We start from the raw sequence: 18,984 nt of genomic DNA on the forward strand, positions 1-18,984 counted from the left end.
CCGGGCCGTCAGCCGAGCGTCTTCCGCGGCTTCCCGAAGTGGGCGGGCAGCTGCTGGTCGGCGGCGGTCTTCAGGGACCGCAGGGCCAGCAGCAGCACGCCGATGTCGTCGATGAGGATCGGGTCGGGCAGCAGGTCCACCGGGCACACCAGGTAGACCACCGCGGCCCAGAAGGCCAGCTTGCCCGAGCGCGGGACGTCGGCACTGCGCAACAGGCTCCGGACCCGCGCCATCTTCACCACCAGCACCACGGCGACCGCGAGCATGGCCGCCACCGCCACCCCCGCAATGACCAGCACTGTCGTGGACCAATCACCCATGGCTGCCTCCCTCCTTCGATCGCGTCTTCCCCTGACGGGTGCGCAGAAACGGTACCGGACCCCCAGGCGGAAGGACGCCTCTTTGTGATCATGCCGCACCGGCTCCGGGCAGCCGCCGGGGCTCCGCCGTCTCCGCCGCGTTCATGTGGGCGGCGCTCTGCCGGCCGGGACTCCGGCGTCATGCGCGGACGCGTGGCGTCCCCTGCCGGATGAAGGCGGTCAGCCGGTCGTAGGCGGCGAGCAGTTCGGCGCGGGCGTACTCCTCCCGGACGGCGATGAGGGCTCCGTGGGCGGCGGAGTGGTCGACCGTGAAGCGGTCGTGCCAGCCGCCTCCCGAGGCGATGATCACGGGGATGTCGACACCGTCGAACTGGTCGGCGGTGATGTCGACGCGCAGGCCGTTCTTCTCGATCCACGCGTGGGAGGCACCGTTCTCCCAGGCACTGACGTACGTCCACACGCCGAGCCCGTTCTCGTGGAGGTACTCGCCGAGGAGGATCGAGGCGTCACCGCAGGAGCCGTAGGGGAAACGCTCCAGGGAGACCAGGCCGGGATCGGGGCAGTCGAGGATCGCCTGCCGGAGCCCGAGGGCGAGTGTGCGGAGTTCGGACACCCGCGGAGTGTAACCCGTGAAGATCATTTGTTCGAGAGGCCGGACCAGTCGCCTCCGGCGTGGGAGTGGGGGGCGGTGACGAGCCAACCGGTCCCGGAAGGGGCCCGGTCACTGGACCGGGAGTCAACTCGCCGGGGCCCGAACCGTCAAGAGTTCACGACAGGATCACTCCCGGGGCGGTCCGCCGACGCGGAAGACCCGCCTCGCGTTCAACAAGCGAAGGAAACGGACTCCTCGCAGGTCACTGACCGTTCGGGGTCCTGACAACTGTGAGCTTCCGTTGACCTGCCGGAAACAGTTCCTGCCGGACCACTTGACCGCGACTTCTCTCACGTCTTAACTCACGCCCTGAATTAAGTCGCGCGGCCGAGTCAGGAGTTCCGATGAGACCCCACATCCACGACGCCCACCGCAGACACTTAGGGCTGATAGCCCTGCTGTCCGTCCTGCTCGCCCTGATCGCCGTACCGGCCGGTCCGCTGACCAGGGCCCACGCCGCGGCCTGCGGCACCACCAACGTCGCCCAGGGCAAGACCGCCACCGCCTCCTCCACCGAGAACGCCGGCACGGCCGCGTCCAACGCGGTCGACGGAAACGCCGGCACCCGCTGGTCCAGCGCCTTCAGCGATCCCCAGTGGCTCCAGGTCGATCTCGGCAGTTCGCAGACCCTCTGCGACGTCGTGCTCACCTGGGAGGCCGCGTACGCCAGTGCGTACCAGATCCAGATCTCGGCCAACGGCACCGACTGGACGACCGTCGCCTCCACCACCACCGGCGCCGGGGGCACCGAGACCCGTGCCGTCAGCGGCACCGGCCGCTACGTGCGCATGAACGGCACGGCCCGGCACACCCAGTACGGCTACTCGCTCTGGGAGTTCGCCGTGCACACCACCGACACCGGCACGCAGATCCCCGGCGGCGGCGACCTCGGCTCGAACGTCCTGGTCTTCGACCCCTCGACGCCGAACATCCAGGCCAAGCTGGACCAGATCTTCCAGCAGCAGGAGTCGGCGCAGTTCGGCACCGGCCGCTACGCGCTGCTCTTCAAGCCGGGCACGTACAACAACATCAACGCCAACATCGGCTTCTACACCTCGATCGCCGGGCTCGGCCTCTCTCCCGACGACACGACGTTCAACGGCGACGTGACCGTGGACGCCGGCTGGTTCAACGGCAACGCCACCCAGAACTTCTGGCGCTCGGCCGAGAACCTCGCCCTCAACCCGGTGAACGGCACCGACCGCTGGGCGGTCGCCCAGGCCGCGCCCTTCCGCCGCATGCACGTCAAGGGCGGCCTGAACCTCGCGCCCAACGGCTACGGCTGGGCGAGCGGCGGCTACATCGCCGACAGCAAGATCGACGGCACGGTGGGCCCGTACTCGCAGCAGCAGTGGTACACCCGCGACAGCTCGGTCGGCGGCTGGACCAACGGCGTGTGGAACATGGTCTTCTCCGGCGTGCAGGGCGCTCCCGCCCAGAGCTTCCCCAACCCGCCGTACACCACGCTCGACACCACCCCCGTCTCCCGCGAGAAGCCCTTCCTCTACCTCGACGGCAGTGAGTACAAGGTCTTCGTCCCGGCCAAGCGCACCAACGCCCGCGGCACCACCTGGGGCAACGGCGCGCCGCAGGGTTCCTCGATCCCGCTGAGCCAGTTCTACGTGGTCAAGCCGGGCGCCACCGCCACGACGATCAACGCCGCACTCGCCCAGGGCCTCAACCTGCTCTTCACCCCAGGCATTTACCATGTCGACCAGACGATCAACGTCAACCGCGCCAACACCGTCGTGCTCGGACTCGGCCTCGCGACGATCATTCCCGACAACGGCGTCACCGCGATGAAGGTCGCCGACGTCGACGGGGTGAAGCTGGCCGGCTTCCTCATCGACGCGGGCCCGGTCAACTCCCCGGTCCTGCTGCAGGTCGGCCCGCAGGGCGCGGCCGCCGACCACGCCGCCAACCCGACCACCGTGCAGGACGTCTTCATCCGGATCGGCGGCGCCGGCCCGGGCAAGGCGACCACCAGCATGGAGGTCAACAGCGACGACACCATCATCGACCACACCTGGATCTGGCGCGCCGACCACGGCGCCGGGGTGGGCTGGGACACCAACGCGGCCGACTACGGGCTGCGGGTGAACGGCGACGACGTCCTGGCCACCGGTCTGTTCGTCGAGCACTTCAAGAAGTACGACGTCCAGTGGAGCGGCCAGAACGGCAGGACGATCTTCTACCAGAACGAGATCGCCTACGACGCCCCCAACCAGGCCTCGATCCAGAACGGCGCCACGAAGGGCTGGGCCGCCTACAAGGTGGACGACTCCGTCACGACCCACGAGGCGTGGGGCGTGGGCAGCTACTGCAACTTCACCACCGATCCGACGATCCGCATGGACCACGGCTTCGAGGTCCCGGTGAAGGCCGGGGTCAAGATGCACGACGTCCTGGTGGTCTCGCTGGGCGGCATGGGCCAGTACGACCACGTCATCAACAGCACCGGTGCCGCGACCTCGGGGACCTCGACCGTTCCGTCCAATGTGGTCTCGTTCCCCTGATGTGTCCCGGACGCGGGCCTGACCCACGTCCCCAGGACACCTGAGACCCACGGGGTGCCCCGCCCGCCGGCGGGGCACCCCGGCCGTCTCAGACGGCCGGCCGGTGCCGGGAGCTCAGAACCTCCCCCGCGGCGACCGCCGCCGCCATCGCCACCCCGGCCACCGGCACCGCCCAGGCACCGCAGAACGTGGCGGCCAGCACCAGCACGGCGCAGCCCGGCAGCACCGCGTGCTCGGCGAGGCCGCGCTTGGCCCGGCGGGAGTGGATGAGCCAGACCGTCAGCAGGAACAGCGCGGTCGGCACCGTCACGGCGGCCGCGGCGGCCGTCTGCGAGATGTGCGCCCTGTGCACCGTCTGCTCGACCACCACCTCGATCCCCGCGCCGATGGCCGCCGCCGAGCCGAAGACGAAGTAGTGGCCGTACCCCCACAGGAACGCCGGCACTCCGGCGGTCAGATGCCGGTGGACGGGGACGGCGAAGTAGATCCAGTACGCGGAGAAGACGATGAGCAGTCCCCCGATGGCGATGGGCAGCAGATCACCCAGCACGGAGGACTCGTCGACGGCGGACTGCACGGCCACTGTCGCGGCCGCCACCGACTCGCCGAGCACGATGATGGTGAACAGCCCGTAGCGTTCGGCGATGTGGTGGGCGTGCCACGTGGTCCGCTGCGCGTGCTCGGCGATGACCGGCACCGACAGGTCCGCGACGGCCATGGCCACGAAGCCCCAGGTGAACACCCCTCCGGGCACGAGCAGCAGTGCGATCCAGCCCGCCTCAACGACCACCAGCCCCACCGCGTAGCGCAGCGCCGCGGTCCGCGCCGCCGCGGTCACGTTGCGGGCCGCGCGCAGCCACTGGAAGGTCAGGGCGATCCGCATGATGACGTAGCCGGCGACGGCGACGGTGAAGTCGTTCTGGTCGAAGGCCCGGGGCACTCCGGCCGCCAGCACCAGGACGCCGATGATCTGGACGAACGTCGCGATGCGGTAAGGGACGTCGTCGGTGTCGTAGGCCGAGGCGAACCAGGTGAAGTTGACCCAGGCGAGCCAGATGGCGAAGAAGACGAAGCAGTACCCGGCGACCCCGTGCCCGAAGCGGCCCTCCGCGACGGCGTGCACGAGCCGGACCCCCGCCTGGGCCACGGCGACCACGAAGCACAGGTCGAACAGCAGCTCCAGCGGGGTGGAGACCCGGTGCACCTCCTGCGGGTCCCGCGGCGTCATCCGCACCAGGGGGCGGTAGTGCCGGCCCGGCGACACGCGATCGTGATCGGTCATCCGCGCATCCTAGGCCGGGCACGACGGTGCCCGCGCCCCGGTGGGGGCGCGGGCACCGTCGGGGGACAGCGTCAGCGGACGGAACCGTCCTGAAGCATTCCGGCGCGCAGTCGCGCGATGGTGCGCGAGAGCAGGCGGGAGACGTGCATCTGGGTGCAGCCCATGATCTCGCCGATCTGGGCCTGCGTCAGCTCCTCCACGTACCTCAGGTGGAGCAGTCGCCGGTCGCGCTCGCTGAGCTCGATCATCAGCGGGGCCAGCGAACGCAGATCCTCTATCAGTTCCATGCCCGGATCGGGTGCGCCGATGAAGTCGGCGAGCGCGGTCTCGCCCTCGTCGCCGTCGTCCGTGGTGAGCGCCGCGTCGAGGGACGAGGCGGTGTAGCCGTTGGACGCGACCTGCGCCTCGACGACCTCCTGCTCGCTGAGGTCCATCAGCGCCGCCAGCTCGGCGACCTTCGGGGCCCGGCCGAGCCGGGAGGACAGCTCGTCCCGGGCGCGCGCCAGTTCGACCCGGCGTTCCTGCAGCCGGCGCGGCACGTGCACGGCCCACGTGGTGTCACGGAAGAAGCGCTTGATCTCCCCGACGATGTAGGGGACGGCGAAGGTGGTGAACTCCACCTCGCGCGAGATGTCGAAGCGGTCGATCGCCTTGATCAGGCCGATCGTGCCGACCTGCACGATGTCGTCCATGTCGTCGCCGCGGTCGCGGAAGCGCCGCGCCGCGAACCGGACCAGCGACATGTTCATCTCGATGAGGGTGTTCCGCGCGTACTGGTAGTCCGGCGTGCCCTCCTCGAGAACCGTCAGCCGCTCGAGGAAGAGCTTCGACAGGGCCCGTGCGTCCGAGGGCGCGACGCTGCGCGGGTCGCTGATCCGCGGCAGTCCGTCCATGACGGCCTCTTCCACCCCGGCCCCGGCGCTCGTCCTGCTGACGTCCGCGATCACAGCTCCTCCTCGACCCGTCGTACGACGTGTTCCCGTATGTGCTGCCGTTCGGGTACCCGGTCCCGCACCGGGCATGCCCCCCGATTTCGGGGTGACGTAAATCTGTCCACCGGGTCGCGTAGGACCGGCACGGCCGGGCAGACACACAGGGACCAGTGAGGCCTACGGGGTGATCGTACGTGTACAGCCTTCAAACGGATGACGAAGGACAGGTGCCCACCACCGCACGCGGCGGTGCGGCCCTTCCCGCGTCCATCGGCGAGGCCCGTGACATGGCCCGGGCCCGCCTGACCGGTATCGATCCGGAACGGGTCGAGGACTGCCTGCTGGTGGTCTCCGAACTCGTCACCAACGCGTTCCGCTACGGCGACGGGGTCGCCCGCTTCGAGGTGCTGCCGGGGCCGGACGGCATCCGCGTCTCGGTCGGCGACCACAGTTCCCGGCTGCCCGTCACCCCGCGCGCGGAGGGCGGCTTCATGCCCGGCGGCTACGGCTGGCGCCTGGTGCGCCGGCTGGCACAGGACATCCGGGTGTCCCTGCTCGCCCAGGGCGGCAAGGTCATCCTGGTCGTACTGCCGCGCTGAACGCGCGCGCCGCTCCCTTCCGGGGCGCCTCCCCCCGGCACATGTGCGTGGAGAGACGGATCGCGGATACACGCACCGTAGACACGACAAGGGACCCGAAACAATGTCAGATCCCATTCCGGGACCCCCGGGGTCCCCAGGAGGCACACCATGACCACGGGCATCATCATCGGGGCGGTCGTCCTCGTAGTCCTGATCGCCGCCGCGGCGCTGTACATGACGCGCCGTGGGCCGGGGTCCGGACATCTGAGGCGGCGTTTCGGCCCCGAGTACGAACGTACGCTCGCCCGGCACGACGGCGACAGGGCCGCCGCCGACAAGGAGCTGCAGGAACGCGTGGACCGCCACGGGCACCTGAAGCAGCGCCCGCTGGAGGCCCGCCGCACCGAGGAGTTCCGGGCCGAGTGGGCCGCCCTGCAGGAGCGGTTCGTGGACTCCCCCGCGGAGTCGGTGCGCGAGGCGTCCGGCCTGCTGGACCGGCTGGCGCGCGAGCGCGGCTTCCCGGCGGCCGACTCCGGGGAGCAGATCGACGCGCTGTCCGTGCACCGCCCGCGCCACCTCCAGGCGTACCGCGACCTGCGCGGTGCGGCCCTGACCGGGCAGCACAACGGTGACCGTCCCACGACGGACACCGAGGACCTGCGCGCCCGGCTGCTGGAGGCCCGCGCCCTGTTCGACGACCTCGTCGCGGGGGGCAAGGAGCCCCGGCACACCGCGCGGGGCCGGCACGACAACGCCGAGCGGGCCGACGTCCCGTCCGGTGACGCCCCGTCCGAGACCGAGAGCGGGACCGGTACCGATGGCGACGCCGCCACCGGCCACCGAGGCACCCGCCGTCCGCATCTGCCGTCCGGGAGTAATCGATGAACCCCACGAACCAGACCGGCCACGACGACAAGGCCAGGACCGACGAGACGACCGACGAGAAGATCGACGTCAAGAGCAATGACGTCACGCCGGGCACCGAGCGCACCGCCGAGCGCCCCGCACAGCACGCGCAGCCCGCACGCACCGCACAGCCCGGACGCGTGAGCGAATCCGGCGCCGAGCGCGGTTCCGTGACGCCCGCTCGGACCGCCGACCCGCACGAGTCCGCCGACCCGCGGGAACCCGCGGAGCAGGCGCGGCGCGTTCCCGGCTCCGAGCCGGAGCGTCCGTCGCGGGCCCCGCACACCCCCCGGGAGCCGGGTGCCCCCAAGGCGACGGCGGAGGACACCGACAAGCTGCAGCGCCGGCTCCAGCAGGCGGTCGGCGGCTTCGTCGACGAGCCGCGGCACGCGGTGGAGGAGGCCGACCAGGTCCTGGAGGAGGCCACCGAGCGACTCGTCCAGGAGCTCAAGGGCCGGCGCCACGCACTGCGCTCGGGCTGGGACGGCGGCCGGGACGAGGCCGACACCGAGAAGCTGCGGGTGGCCCTGCAGGGCTACCGCGAGCTGGTGGACCGGGTCCTGCACGTCTGACCCCGCGTCACCCGTACGGAGGAAAGCCGCCGCGATTCGCGGCGGCTTTCCTCGTGCCCGCGTCCTCGCGCGCCATCAGTCGCCCTTGCCGTGACGGATCCGGGCCCACAGCGGCAGCCCGTACCAGCAGGCCAGGTACCAGACGAGCACCCCCGCCACGAGGTAGGGGACGGAGTCGTCGTGGCTCGCCACCCGCAGGACGAGCAGCAGCGCCGAGGTCATCGTGGCCAGCAGGAGCACGAGTCCGGCGAGTGTCAGCCGCGAGGCCCAACGCACGCTCTGCGGCTTGATCCGCCGGCCGGCGACGATCCGGTGGAAGGACACGGGGCCGATCAGCGCCCCGGTCGCCGCCGAGCCGAGCACGACGGTGACGATGTAGACGGTGTGCTCCACCGGGCCCAGCCGCTGGTAGAGCGGGGTGAAGACCACGGTGAGCAGGAAGCCGAACAGGATCTGCACGCCGGTCTGGGCGACCCGCACCTCCTGGATCAGCTCACCCCACATCCGGTCCGCGCGTTCGTCCTCCGTCTCGTCCCGGCCCCGCGCCCCGTACTCGTCCGCGGTGTCGGACATCGCTGCCTCCCGGTTCCTCTGCGCGCGGCATCGGACGATATGTGCTTAATATGCGTTTCGCTAAGCTATGTAACATCTCATCAGATTGGGACGACCGATGGCGAAGAAGTACCTTCTCCGCGGCACCGCCGCCGCCTGCCTGGCGGCCGCGGCACTCGCGTGGCCGGCCTCGGCCCAGGCCGCCACCACCCCGGCCCGCCCGGCGGCGGTCCCGTCCGTCGCACAGGACGACCGGGATCGGGGTGACGACGACAACCGCTTCGGCGACGAACGCCGAGGTGACGAACGGGACGAGGACGGCCGCGGCGACGACTTCGGCCGCGACGACGACGGTGGCCGCGACGACCGCGGGGACGACCGGGGCGACGGACGTGGCGACGGACGGGACGGACGCGGGGACAACCGCGGCGGTCGCGACGACGACCGTGGCGGTCGCGACGACGACCGTGGCGACGGACGGGACGGGCGCGACGGGCGCGGGGACGACCGCTGCGACCGGGACGACCGCGGCGACGGACGCGGCGGGCGCGGGGACGACCGACGCGGCGGGCGCGGGGACGGGCGTGACGGTCGCGGTTGCCGCGACGACCGCGGCGGCCGGGACGGCCACGGCCGGCACCACTGCAAGTGCGGCCGGCACCACCACGGTCGCGGTGGCCACGGCGGAGGCGGCCACTTCGGCGGCGGAGGCAACTACGGCGGCGGAGGCGGCAACTTCGGCGGCGGCATCGGTGGCATCGGCGGTGTCGGTGGCGTCGGCGGGTTCCCCGACAAGGACTCCCAGGCCGCGGTCGGCCAGGGTCCGGCCGGTCAGCTGCCCGCCGGCCAGGGGCTCAGCAACCGTTCACTGTTCGACCCGGACCAGCTCGACGTGATCTGAGCTCGGTCCGCACACGACGGTCCGGCCGCCCCTCGTGGGGCGGCCGGACCGTCGTGTCGTTCCGTCGGCGCGTCAGTGCGTCAGCGCCCCAGCCGGGTCCTGGCCAGTGCCGTGACACCGACGGCCGCCAGGGCTATCTGGATCAGCCACTCGATCCAGTCGACGCCCTCGGTGTCCGCGACCCCGAGTCCCGCGGCGATGGCGCTGCCGATGAACGCGGCGACGATGCCCACGACGATCGTCCACAGCAGCCCGATCGGCTGCCGGCCGGGCGCCAGCAGGCGTCCCAGCAGACCGATGATCAGACCGATCACGATCGCGCTGATGATGCTCGAAATCTCCATCCCTACCCCAACCCTCGCGCCCTGTTCGCATGTCTGTCTGCATCCACCCGGCTACCCCGGCCCGGCGACTCCACGCAGGCCGGCCGCCGCCGGCGCCGGGCCCCGCTGTTTCACCGGCCCGGTACGGGGCAGCCGGGGACCACACAGGCCCAGCGCAGGGAGGTCCGGCCATGGACACGACGGGAACAGCCACCGCGGTGCGGCCCGGCAGCGGGGGGCGGCGCGCCATCCGGGCGGGCGCACGTGCCGGACTGACGGCCCGTGGGGTCATCTACGTACTGACCGGCATCCTCGCTCTGCGGATCGCCTTCGGCGGTTCCTCGCAGCAGGCCGACCGCGGTGGCGCGGTGGCCGAGCTGGCGGCTCAGCCCCTCGGCGGCTTCCTGGTCTGGGCCCTGACCGTGGGACTGGCCGGGATGACACTGTGGCGGCTGTCGGAGGCCGCCTTCGGGGCGGCCGGGCCGGACGGCGGCAAGGCGTCCAAACGGGTGCAGTCGGGGGTCCGCGCGGTCTTCTACGGCTTCGTCACCTACTCGGTGGCGACCTTCGCGGTGAACGGCGGATCCGGCGGATCCGGCGGATCCGGCGGCGGGTCCGGCGGGTCGAGCGACCAGGCCTCCAAGGACGTCACCGCCGAGGTGCTGGGCTGGCCGATGGGCCGCTGGCTGGTCGGCGCGGCGGGTCTGGTCCTGGTCGGGGCGGGCGGCTGGATCGCCGTGCGGGCGATCATGCGCCGCTTCCGCAAGCACCTGCGTACCGGCGCCATGTCGGCGCGCACCCGGAAGGTGGTCGAGACCCTGGGCGTGGGCGGGGGCACGAGCCGCGGGGTGGTGTTCGCCGCAGCGGGCTGCTTCGCCGTCATCGCCGCCGTGCGCTTCGACCCCGGCCGGGCCAAGGGACTGGACGACACCCTGCGGACGTTCCGCGAGACCCCCGCCGGGCCCTGGCTGCTGGCGGCGGTCGCGGTGGGCCTGGTCCTGTTCGGCCTCTTCTCCGGCGCGATGGCGCGCTGGCGCGACGTCTGAGCGGTGTCCGGGCCGGCACCCGCCGGCGGCGGGTCAGCGCCCCGGGAGCTTCACCACGGTGACGAAGAAGTCGTCGATCTGCCGGACGACCTCGATGAACCGCTCGAAGTCGACGGGCTTGGTGACATAGGCATTGGCGTGCAGCTTGTAACTGCGCACGATGTCCTCCTCCGCCTCGGAGGTGGTCAGGACGACGACCGGGATGTCGCACAGCGAGGCGTCGGCCTTGACGTCGGCCAGTACCTCGCGGCCGTCGTAGCGCGGCAGATTGAGGTCGAGCAGGATCAGGCCCGGCCTGGGCGCGTCCGCGTGCTGTCCGCGGCGGTGGAGGAAGTCCAGCGCCTCCTCGCCGTCGCGGACGACGTGCAGCACGTTGCGGATCTTGTGCTCCTCGAAGGCCTCACGGGTCATCAGCTCGTCGCCCGCGTCGTCCTCGACCAGGAGGACGACGATCGGTTCTGGCTGGGGCGGCACGGTCAAGGCGTCACTCCTCCAATGGGGCGGTCCGCGCGGCGGCGGGCAGGGTGAAGCGGATGCGGGTCCCCTCGCGCGGCGCGGGGTCGAGCCAGATCCGGCCTCCGTGGTGCTCCACGATCTTCTTGCAGAGTGCCAGACCGATGCCGTTGCCGTCGCCCCGGGGCTCCCCCTCGCGCGGGCGCGGCACGACGCCGAAGACCTTCTCCGCGTAGGCCGCCGGGACGCCGACGCCGTTGTCGGTGACGGCGAAGCCGAGCAGGCCGTCCTCGTCCGGGCCGTCCGAGGTGATGCCGATGCGCGGTGCGCGCTCCGGCGAACGGAAGGCGACGGCGTTGCCGAGGAGGTTCTGCCAGAGCATCGTCAGCAGCGTCGGATCGCCGATCGTGCGGGGCAGGGCGGGCGGCCGCTCCACCGCGGCGCCGCACTCCTCGATCGGCCCGGCGAGGTTGGCCAGTGCCTGGTCCAGCGACTCGTCCAGCGCGACCTCGACATCGCCGTCGTCGGGCCGACCGGAGCGCGCGAAGTCGAGCAGGTCGCCCAGGAGCACCTGCATCCGCTTGGCACCGTCGACCGCGTACGCGATGTACTGCAGACCCCGCTCGTCGAGGCGGTCGCCGTAGCGCTTCTCCAGCAACTGGCAGAAGGAGATGACCTTGCGCAGCGGCTCCCGCAGGTCGTGCGAGGCGACGTAGGCGAACTGCTGCAACTCGCTGCCGGCGCCGCGCAGTCGCTCCTCGCGCTGCCGGGACTGCGCCAGTTCGGCGTCGGCGTTGCGGCGGGACCCCTCCAGCGCGCGCAGGGCCTCGCGCAGCGGGGTGAGCTGCCGCAGGGCCCTGCGGTGCACGAGTACGGCGAGGCCCGCCGCGGCGAGCAGGAGGACGGCCAGCACGGCCGCGACGGCCCAGTACGGCACGGTGATCCCGGCGGGATCGTCCTGGGCGGCGGCCGTGGTGCGCGGCGGGAGGGCGGACCCGCCGGCGCGGCCGGGCGCGGCCTCATGGCCCACGGCCCGGCGGATCAAGGCGGGCGCCGGGACGGGGGCGCCGGTGGCGACCGTGTACCCGGCCGGGTGGTCCGCGGCCGCGGTGCGCGGGGGCTGGTGGGGGGCGAAGCCGGCGACCGCGCCCACCACCACGACGAGGGCGGCGGGGGCGAGGGCGATCCGGCCCGCCGGGGTGAGCCGCGTGGTGGTCATGACGTGAGGTCCCAGTCGAGGCGGACGACCGCGACGTCGTCGTCGAAGCCGCCGTGTCCGGCGGCCAGCGACTCGGCCCGGTCGATGAGGGTGTCGACGAACTCCGGAGCCGCCAGCGCGGCGTGCTCCCTGGCCAGCGCGAGCAGTCCGGCCTCGCCCAGCCGCCCGTCGCCGGTGCGGCCCTCGAACAGGCCGTCGGTGAAGAGGGTGAGGGCCTGTCCGGGGCGCAGGGCGAGTCGGCCCTCGGGCCAGTTCCCGGCACCGGGGATCAGGCCGAGGGCAGGGCCACCGGCCGGCTCGGCGTACTCGACCTCGCCCTCCGCCGTGCTGCTGAGCAGGCCGTGGTGGCCGGCCCGCCACACCGACGCGCTGCTGCGGTCCTGGCTGAGGGTGACCACCGTGGCGGTGGCGAAGATCTCGGGCGCCGCACGTTCGGCGACCAGCACCTCTTCCAGCAGGGACAGCTGGCGACCGCCCTGGACGCCGCTGAGGACCAGGGTGCGCCAGGCGATGCGCAGGCCCACGCCCAGCGCGGCCTCGTCGGGGCCGTGACCGGAGACGTCTCCGATGACCGCGTGGACGACGCCCTCGGCGGTCTCCACCACATCGAAGAAGTCCCCGCCCAGCAGGGCGTCGGCGCGGCCCGGACGGTAGCGCGCGGTGACGGTGACGTCCTTGGTGCGCAACATCGGCAGCGGCAGCAGACCACGTTCGAGCCGGGCGTTCTCCTCGGCCCGCATCTGGCTGGCGCGCAGCGCGACGGCGGCGCGTTCGGACTGCTTGCGCTCCACGGCGTACCGCAGCGCGCGGCCGAGCAGCTCCGGCTCCACACGCCCCTTGACCAGGTAGTCCTGGGCGCCGGCGGACACCGCCGCGAGCCCCGTGCGCTCCTCGGCCAGGCCGGTGAGCACCACGACCGCCGCCCGCTGGGTCAGGGCCAGGGCCCTGCCGAGGGCGGCCAGCCCCTGGCCGTCCGGGAGGTGCAGGTCCAGCAGGACGCAGTCTGCGGGGAGGGCACGGAGGGCGTCGCCGGCCTCGGCGAGCGAGCGTACCCAGCGCAGGTCGACCGGCACGCCGCTGTCGGCGACCAGTTCCTCGACCAGGAGTGCGTCGCCGGCGTCGTCCTCGACCAGGAGCACGGCGAGCCGCCGGCTCGTGCTGTCACCCGGTCTGGGGATCAACCCCCCAGGCGGAGTCAGGGTGTTGCCTTCCACATCGTCTCCCCACCCCAGCGGTGCCCCGTGCGGGGCGATGGGATCGTACGCGAAGGACACCCTGGCCGGGTGGCCTTTGCGACACTGCGGATCATCTTCGATCATTGCCGTTCGGCAACAGTAATACCCTGCAACAGATACACGGAGCACACCCGGGTCGGGAACAACCCGTTCAAGAAGTGAGAATCCCGTGCGCACCTATGCGCTCCGGCTCCGCCCCTCGGTCGCGGCGGAGGCGCCGGCCGGCCCGGTGGCCGCCGCTGCCGTCCGGAAGGCCGCGAGCCCCTCCAGCAGGGCCCGCCGGGCCCGCTCGGGCATCGCGGCGACGACAGTGGCGAGCTCCCGCTCGCGGCGTTCGCGCAGCTCGGTGAGGAGCGCGGCCCCGCGGGGGGTAAGCCACAGCCGCACCTCACGGCGCGAGGTCGGGCTGATGTCCCGGGTGAGGTATCCCACAGCCTGCAGCCGGTCGCAGAGCCGGCTCATCGCGGGCGGCGCGGCGCCGAGCAGTTCGCACAGGGTGCGCAGATTGGCGCCCTCGTTCCCCTCCAGCGCGAACAGCAGGCGCAGCTGCGAGGGCGGGACGGGCGGATCCCCCGCGTCCCGGCCCCGGCCCCAGAGCACCTCCAGCGCCTCGACCATCGACGACGCCTCGGCAGCGACGTCCCGGTGGGTCGGGCGACTCGCGGACAAGGTCATCTCCTGGGCGTCATGTCTCGGGCCCGGAGCGGGCAGGAAACGGATATAGGGGTACACATCACGGCTCCCCTCGGCCCTGCCACCGTAACCGACCCTCCCCTCCTCCCAGAAGGACCCCAGCGAACCGGTGAACACCTCCGCTCTCCTCTCCGCCGAGCGCGCGCTGCGCGCCTCCGCCCCCCACGCCCTCCCCGACGCCGTCCGCGGGGTGCTGCGGCAGCACTACGGGGCGCGATCGGTGGACGTCCTGCTGGCCGACTACGGCCAGACCGTGCTCCAGCCGGTGGGCGCCCGTCCCGGCGCCGCCGACCTCGTTGGGATCGCCGGCAGTCCGGCGGGCCGGGCGTTCGGGGCGCAGGAGCCGGTCACCGAGGCCGTCGCCGACGGTGTGCTGCTGCACCTGCCGATCAGCGTGCGCGGCGACCGCATCGGTGTGCTGGGCGTCGGATTCGCGGCGGGGACCGGCCCCGGTGACGCCGGTGACGCCGGTGACGCCGGTGACGCCGGTGACGCCGGTGACGCCGAGACGGTCGGGGAGCTCGGCGAGATCGCGGAGATGCTGGGCCACCACATCCTGGTCGCCGACCGCGACACCGACCTGTACCTGCGGGCCCGCCGCCGCGACCGCCTCACCCTCGCCGCCGAGATCCAGTGGCAGCTGCTGCCCGGGCACTCACTCGCCCGGCCCGGGTACGCGCTCGGCGCCCAGCTGGAGCCCGCGTACGACATCCACGGCGACAACTTCGACTGGTCGGCGTCCGCGGACGACCTGACGCTGACCGTCACCAACGGCATGGGCGAGGGCATCGACGCCGCCCTGCTGACCAGCCTCACGATCAACGCGCTGCGCAACGCCCGGCGCGCCGGTGTGCCCCTCGCCGACCAGGCGGCCCTGGCCGACCAGGCGGTCTACGCCCGCTACCGGGGCGACAGTTACGTGTCGGTGCTGCTGATGCGGTTCGAGCGGGCCACGGGCACGGTCGACGTGGTCGACGCCGGGTCGCCGCGTGTGTACCGGCTGCGCGCGGGAGCGGTGGAGACCGTCCCCTTCGAGCCGCAGTCGCCCCTGGGCATGTTCGAGGACACCCCGTACGTCGTCCAACGGTTCGAGGTGCGCTCCGGCGACCGGCTCGTCATCGTCAGCGACGGGGTGTACGCCACCGCTTCCCCGTCCGGTGAGGCGTACGGCGAACAGGCCCTGGCGCGGGCGATGCTGGCCACCCGGCTGGTACCGCCGAGTGATGTGCCGCGGGCCGTCCTGCGCGAGCTGCCCGGCTACCGCGCGGTGCCGGACGCCGAGGACGACGCGCTCGTCCTGTGCCTGGACTGGGAGTGACCGCGCCGGGAGTTCGCGCGGCGGCCTCCGAACGGGTGAGCCGGCCCGGCCGCTCCACGGGGCCCGGGGCGCGCGCCCGATCCTTTCCGTGGCCGGGACCGCCGTCGTGGCGCACGCCCGCCGGTCGCCCCGGGGCACCGCAGGTGACCGCGTACCAGGCCGCCGCCCGCTCACCGCGCCGCCGCCGCGGCCGGTGCGGGTCGTCGGGCACCGGGTCGCCGGCCCCTGCGCCCCGGCGGCCCGGCGCCCCGGCGGCCCGGCGCCCCGGCGGCCCGGCGGCCCGGCGGCCCGGCGGCCGCGATCTGACGGCCCTTCCGGCCCCGCACACGCGCCCGCGCCCGCGCCGCCTCCCGCGAGGCGGGCCCTACGCTGCGGCAACGGCCGACGGCCACCCGGCCGACCGGTCATACTGGTGTCATGACCAGGGCGGCGAGCGAGAGAGCGAGATCCCGCGCATGACGCAGTCCCGCGCCGCGCGCCAGGAGGCGCCCGCGGTGGACGAACCGCGCCTGACGGTCGACGAGTTCGCGGCGCGCGCGGGGACCACCGTCCGCACGGTCCGCTTCTACAGCGCCAAGGGTCTGCTGCCGCCGCCCGAACTGGGCTCGCGCCGTGTCGGCCTCTACGGCCCGGACCATCTCGCGCGGCTGGCGCTGATCGAGGAACTGCAGCACCAGGGCCTCACCCTCGCCGCCATCGGCCGCTATCTCGACCAGCTGCCCGGCGACATCACCCCGCAGGACCTCGCCCTGCACCGGGCGCTGGTGGCCACCTGGATGCCGGACACCGCGGAGGAGGTCCCGCGCGCCCGGCTGGAACAGCGGGCCGGACGCGAGCTGAGCGGCCACGACCTGGACCGGCTGGCCGCGATGGGGGTGCTGCACCCGACCGCCGACCCGGACGTCCTGCTGGTCAACCCGGCGATGCTGCACCTGGGGGTGCGGCTGCTGGACGTGCCGATCCCGCTGGAGACGGTGCTCGCCACCCGGGAGATCGTGCTCAAGCACGCCCGCGCGGTCGCGCACGAGCTGCACCGGCTCTTCCAGCGCGAGGTGTGGCAACCGTATGTGGCCGGGGAACCCGACCGGGAGGAGCGGGCGCGGATGCGCGGCCTCACCGGGGACCTGCAGCCGATGGTGGTGCAGGCCCTGGTCACCGCCTTCCAGCGGTCACTGGCGGAGGAACTGCGGGTCACGGCGGCCGGGCTGGGCACCGCCGAGGGGTGAGCCCCGGGGCCGCGGACGCGGTCCCCGGGGCGTGCCGGTCAGCCGTCGGTGAAGGTCTCGCCGCGTTCGGCCTTGCGCACCAGCAGCTCCGGGGCCGCGAAGCGCTCGCCGTAGGCGGCCCGCAGCTCCTCGGCACGGGCGAGGAACCCGGCCGGACCGCCGGGGTAGCCGTTGATGTACTGCAGGACGCCGCCGGTCCAGGCGGGGAAGCCGATGCCGAGGATGGAGCCGATGTTGGCGTCGGCGACGGAGACGAGGACGTCCTCCTCCAGACAGCGCACCGAGTCCAGGGCCTCGACGAAGAGCATGCGCTCCTTCAGGTCCCCGAAGGGCACGTCCGCCGCCCCGGGCCGGGTGAAGTGCTCGCGCAGCCCGGGCCACAGGCCGGTCCGCTTGCCGTCGGCGTACTCGTAGAAGCCGGCGCCGCCGCTGCGTCCGGGGCGGTCGAACTCCTCGACCATGCGGTCGATGACGGCGTCGGCGGGGTGCGGCTGCCAGGTGCCGCCGGCCTCCTCCACCGCGCGCCGCGACTCGTTGCGGATCCTGCGGGGCAGGGTCAGCGTCAGCTCGTCCATCAGCGACAGGACCTTGGCCGGGTAGCCGGCCTGGGCGGCGGCCTGCTCGACGGTGGCGGGGTCGACGCCCTCGCCGACCATGGCGACGCCCTCGTTGATGAAGTGCCCGATGACGCGCGAGGTGAAGAAGCCGCGCGAGTCGTTGACGACGATGGGGGTCTTGCGGATCTGACGGACCAGGTCGAAGGCGCGGGCCAGTGCCTCGTCGCCGGTGCGGGCGCCCTTGATGATCTCCACCAGCGGCATCTTGTCGACCGGCGAGAAGAAGTGCAGGCCGATGAAGTCCTCGCGGCGCTGCACCCCTTCGGCGAGCAGGCTGATGGGCAGCGTGGAGGTGTTGGAGCACAGCAGGGCGTCGGGGGCGACGACGCCCTCGATCTCCTGGAAGACCTTGTGCTTCAGCGCCGGGTCCTCGAAGACCGCCTCGATGACGGCGTCGCAGCCCGCCAGGTCCTGCGGGTCGGCGGTGGGGTGGATCCGGGCGAGCAGTGCGTCGCGCTTCTCCGGGGTCGTACGGCCCTTGGCCAGGGCCCTGTCGAGGAGTCCGGCGGAGTACGCCTTGCCGCGCTCGGCGGCCTCGGCGGTGACGTCCTTGAGGACGACCTCGATGCCGGCCTTGGCGCAGGAGTGGGCGATGCCCGCGCCCATCATGCCGGCGCCGAGGACGGCCACCTTGGTGACGGTACGGGCCGGGACGTCCTTGGGGCGGCTGGCACCGGAGTTGACGGCCTGCATGTCGAAGAAGAACGCCTGGATCATGTTCTTCGCGATGGGACCGGTGACCAGCTCGGTGAAGTAGCGCGACTCGATGGTGAAGGCGGTGTCGATGTCGACCTGGGCGCTCTCCACGGCGGCGGCGAGGATGTTGCGCTGGGCCGGGTAGGGCGCGCCGGCGAGCTGCTTGCGCAGGTTGGCCGGGAAGGCGGGCAGGTTGGCGGCGAAGGCGGGGGTGCTGGGGGTGCCGCCGGGGATGCGGTAGCCCTTGGTGTCCCAGGGCTGCGCCGATTCGGGGTGGGCGTCGATGAAGGCCCGCGCCCTGGCGAGCATGTCGTCGCGGTCGGCGGCCACTTCGTGGATCAGTCCGCTCTCCAGGGCGCGCTTCGGGTCGTACTGCGTGCCCTGGAGAAGCACCTTCAGCAGCGCGTCGGTGATGCCGAGCAGCCGGACGGTGCGGACGACGCCGCCGGCGCCGGGGAGCAGGCCGAGCGTCGCCTCGGGCAGGCCGATCTTCGAGCCGGGCGCGTCGAGCGCGACCCGGTGGTGGCAGGCCAGCGCGATCTCGTAACCGCCGCCGAGCGCGGCGCCGTTGACGGCGGCGACGACGGGCTTGCCGAGGGTCTCGATGCGGCGCAGGTCGCGCTTGATCGCCAATCCGGCCGCGAAGATCCGGGGGGCGTCCTCGGGGCCGGCCTTGATCATGTCCTTGAGGTCGCCGCCCGCGAAGAAGGTCTTCTTGGCGGAGGTGACGACGACGCCGCGGACGCTGTCACGTTCGGCCTCCAGCCGGTCGGCGACGGCCCGCAGGGACTCCCTGAAGGCCTGGTTCATGGTGTTCGCGGACTGGTTCGGATCGTCGAGGACCAGGGTGACGACGCCGGTCTCGTCCTGCTCCCAGCGGATGGTGGTGTTCGTCGGAAGAGCGGTCATGTTCGGTCGGCTCCGTTGCGGGGTGCGGGACAGGA

19 protein-coding genes are annotated in these 18,984 nt (G+C 72.6%); 8 read left to right on the forward strand and 11 right to left on the reverse strand.

The genetic code is table 11. From position 1 onward, the window contains the following. Window positions 1–8 precede the first annotated feature (8 nt). Together ACIP98_RS06260 and ACIP98_RS06265 are read right to left on the reverse strand one after the other, a co-directional pair. Window positions 9–320, reverse strand: coding sequence for a YkvA family protein (locus ACIP98_RS06260; protein ID WP_319665958.1), 312 nt, complete (start codon window positions 318–320; stop codon window positions 9–11). Between the two features lie 178 nt (window positions 321–498). Then, window positions 499–933, reverse strand: coding sequence for a hypothetical protein (locus ACIP98_RS06265; protein WP_319665957.1), 435 nt, complete (start codon window positions 931–933; stop codon window positions 499–501). A 383-nt stretch (window positions 934–1,316) separates the two neighbouring features. On the opposite strand from ACIP98_RS06265, the gene ACIP98_RS06270 reads away from it, so the two are divergent. Beyond that, the gene (locus ACIP98_RS06270) at window positions 1,317–3,488 is read left to right on the forward strand and encodes a discoidin domain-containing protein (RefSeq protein ID WP_401974007.1); all 2,172 of its coding nucleotides are present in this window, start codon (window positions 1,317–1,319) and stop codon (window positions 3,486–3,488) included. Window positions 3,489–3,576: 88 nt separating this feature from the next. Here the strand turns inward: ACIP98_RS06270 and ACIP98_RS06275 are convergent, their stop codons facing one another. Beyond that, a complete protein-coding gene (locus ACIP98_RS06275) occupies window positions 3,577–4,770 on the reverse strand; it encodes a low temperature requirement protein A (RefSeq protein ID WP_401974009.1) in 1,194 nt (397 codons plus the stop codon). Between the two features lie 71 nt (window positions 4,771–4,841). Next, window positions 4,842–5,663 carry a SigB/SigF/SigG family RNA polymerase sigma factor gene (locus ACIP98_RS06280; RefSeq protein ID WP_319665962.1) on the reverse strand — a complete coding sequence of 274 codons (822 nt, stop codon included), beginning with the start codon at window positions 5,661–5,663 and terminating at the stop codon, window positions 4,842–4,844. Window positions 5,664–5,929: 266 nt separating this feature from the next. Here ACIP98_RS06280 and ACIP98_RS06285 point away from each other — a divergent pair, with 266 nt between their 5' ends. The 3 genes from ACIP98_RS06285 (at window position 5,930) to ACIP98_RS06295 (ending at window position 7,761) form a co-directional block, all read left to right on the forward strand. After that, window positions 5,930–6,301 (forward strand): ATP-binding protein, encoded by a 372-nt coding sequence (locus ACIP98_RS06285; RefSeq protein WP_319665955.1) that lies wholly within the window; start codon window positions 5,930–5,932, stop codon window positions 6,299–6,301. Window positions 6,302–6,451: 150 nt separating this feature from the next. Beyond that, a complete protein-coding gene (locus ACIP98_RS06290) occupies window positions 6,452–7,168 on the forward strand; it encodes a hypothetical protein (RefSeq protein WP_401974011.1) in 717 nt (238 codons plus the stop codon). Continuing rightward, on the forward strand, window positions 7,165–7,761 hold the full coding sequence (locus ACIP98_RS06295; RefSeq protein WP_401974012.1) for a hypothetical protein: 597 nt from the start codon (window positions 7,165–7,167) through the stop codon (window positions 7,759–7,761). The genes ACIP98_RS06290 and ACIP98_RS06295 overlap by 4 nt, the downstream gene beginning before the upstream one ends. A 75-nt stretch (window positions 7,762–7,836) precedes the next feature. Here the strand turns inward: ACIP98_RS06295 and ACIP98_RS06300 are convergent, their stop codons facing one another. Beyond that, a complete protein-coding gene (locus ACIP98_RS06300) occupies window positions 7,837–8,334 on the reverse strand; it encodes a DUF6328 family protein (RefSeq protein ID WP_319665952.1) in 498 nt (165 codons plus the stop codon). Between the two features lie 97 nt (window positions 8,335–8,431). Here ACIP98_RS06300 and ACIP98_RS06305 point away from each other — a divergent pair, with 97 nt between their 5' ends. Further along, a complete protein-coding gene (locus ACIP98_RS06305) occupies window positions 8,432–9,214 on the forward strand; it encodes a hypothetical protein (protein WP_401974014.1) in 783 nt (260 codons plus the stop codon). An 80-nt stretch (window positions 9,215–9,294) separates the two neighbouring features. Here the strand turns inward: ACIP98_RS06305 and ACIP98_RS06310 are convergent, their stop codons facing one another. Then, window positions 9,295–9,558, reverse strand: coding sequence for a GlsB/YeaQ/YmgE family stress response membrane protein (locus ACIP98_RS06310; RefSeq protein ID WP_319665950.1), 264 nt, complete (start codon window positions 9,556–9,558; stop codon window positions 9,295–9,297). Between the two features lie 170 nt (window positions 9,559–9,728). Between ACIP98_RS06310 and ACIP98_RS06315 the strand changes: the two genes are divergently transcribed. Next, the gene (locus ACIP98_RS06315; protein WP_401974016.1) at window positions 9,729–10,583 is read left to right on the forward strand and encodes a DUF1206 domain-containing protein; all 855 of its coding nucleotides are present in this window, start codon (window positions 9,729–9,731) and stop codon (window positions 10,581–10,583) included. Between the two features lie 33 nt (window positions 10,584–10,616). Here ACIP98_RS06315 and ACIP98_RS06320 read toward each other — a convergent pair whose 3' ends face one another. From ACIP98_RS06320 to ACIP98_RS06335, 4 genes are all read right to left on the reverse strand, one after another. Then, complete coding sequence (locus ACIP98_RS06320) at window positions 10,617–11,063, reverse strand: response regulator (protein ID WP_319665948.1); 447 nt, start codon at window positions 11,061–11,063, stop codon at window positions 10,617–10,619. Between the two features lie 4 nt (window positions 11,064–11,067). Next, on the reverse strand, window positions 11,068–12,255 hold the full coding sequence (locus tag ACIP98_RS06325) for an ATP-binding protein (protein WP_401974018.1): 1,188 nt from the start codon (window positions 12,253–12,255) through the stop codon (window positions 11,068–11,070). Continuing rightward, window positions 12,252–13,436 (reverse strand): PP2C family protein-serine/threonine phosphatase, encoded by a 1,185-nt coding sequence (locus ACIP98_RS06330; RefSeq protein ID WP_401974020.1) that lies wholly within the window; start codon window positions 13,434–13,436, stop codon window positions 12,252–12,254. The genes ACIP98_RS06325 and ACIP98_RS06330 overlap by 4 nt, the downstream gene beginning before the upstream one ends. Before the next feature lie 231 nt (window positions 13,437–13,667). Further along, window positions 13,668–14,165: a MarR family winged helix-turn-helix transcriptional regulator gene (locus ACIP98_RS06335; protein ID WP_319665945.1), complete on the reverse strand. Its 498-nt coding sequence runs from the start codon at window positions 14,163–14,165 to the stop codon at window positions 13,668–13,670. Window positions 14,166–14,292: 127 nt separating this feature from the next. Here ACIP98_RS06335 and ACIP98_RS06340 point away from each other — a divergent pair, with 127 nt between their 5' ends. Continuing rightward, the gene (locus tag ACIP98_RS06340) at window positions 14,293–15,501 is read left to right on the forward strand and encodes a PP2C family protein-serine/threonine phosphatase (RefSeq protein ID WP_401974022.1); all 1,209 of its coding nucleotides are present in this window, start codon (window positions 14,293–14,295) and stop codon (window positions 15,499–15,501) included. A 455-nt stretch (window positions 15,502–15,956) separates the two neighbouring features. Beyond that, window positions 15,957–16,727, forward strand: coding sequence for a MerR family transcriptional regulator (locus ACIP98_RS06345; RefSeq protein ID WP_401974023.1), 771 nt, complete (start codon window positions 15,957–15,959; stop codon window positions 16,725–16,727). A 38-nt stretch (window positions 16,728–16,765) separates the two neighbouring features. On the opposite strand, the gene ACIP98_RS06350 is transcribed toward ACIP98_RS06345, so the two are convergent. Continuing rightward, the gene (locus tag ACIP98_RS06350) at window positions 16,766–18,949 is read right to left on the reverse strand and encodes a 3-hydroxyacyl-CoA dehydrogenase NAD-binding domain-containing protein (RefSeq protein ID WP_401974025.1); all 2,184 of its coding nucleotides are present in this window, start codon (window positions 18,947–18,949) and stop codon (window positions 16,766–16,768) included. Window positions 18,950–18,984 lie beyond the last annotated feature (35 nt).

The organism is Streptomyces sp. NPDC088354, from assembly GCF_044753585.1.
Lineage (GTDB): Bacteria > Actinomycetota > Actinomycetes > Streptomycetales > Streptomycetaceae > Actinacidiphila.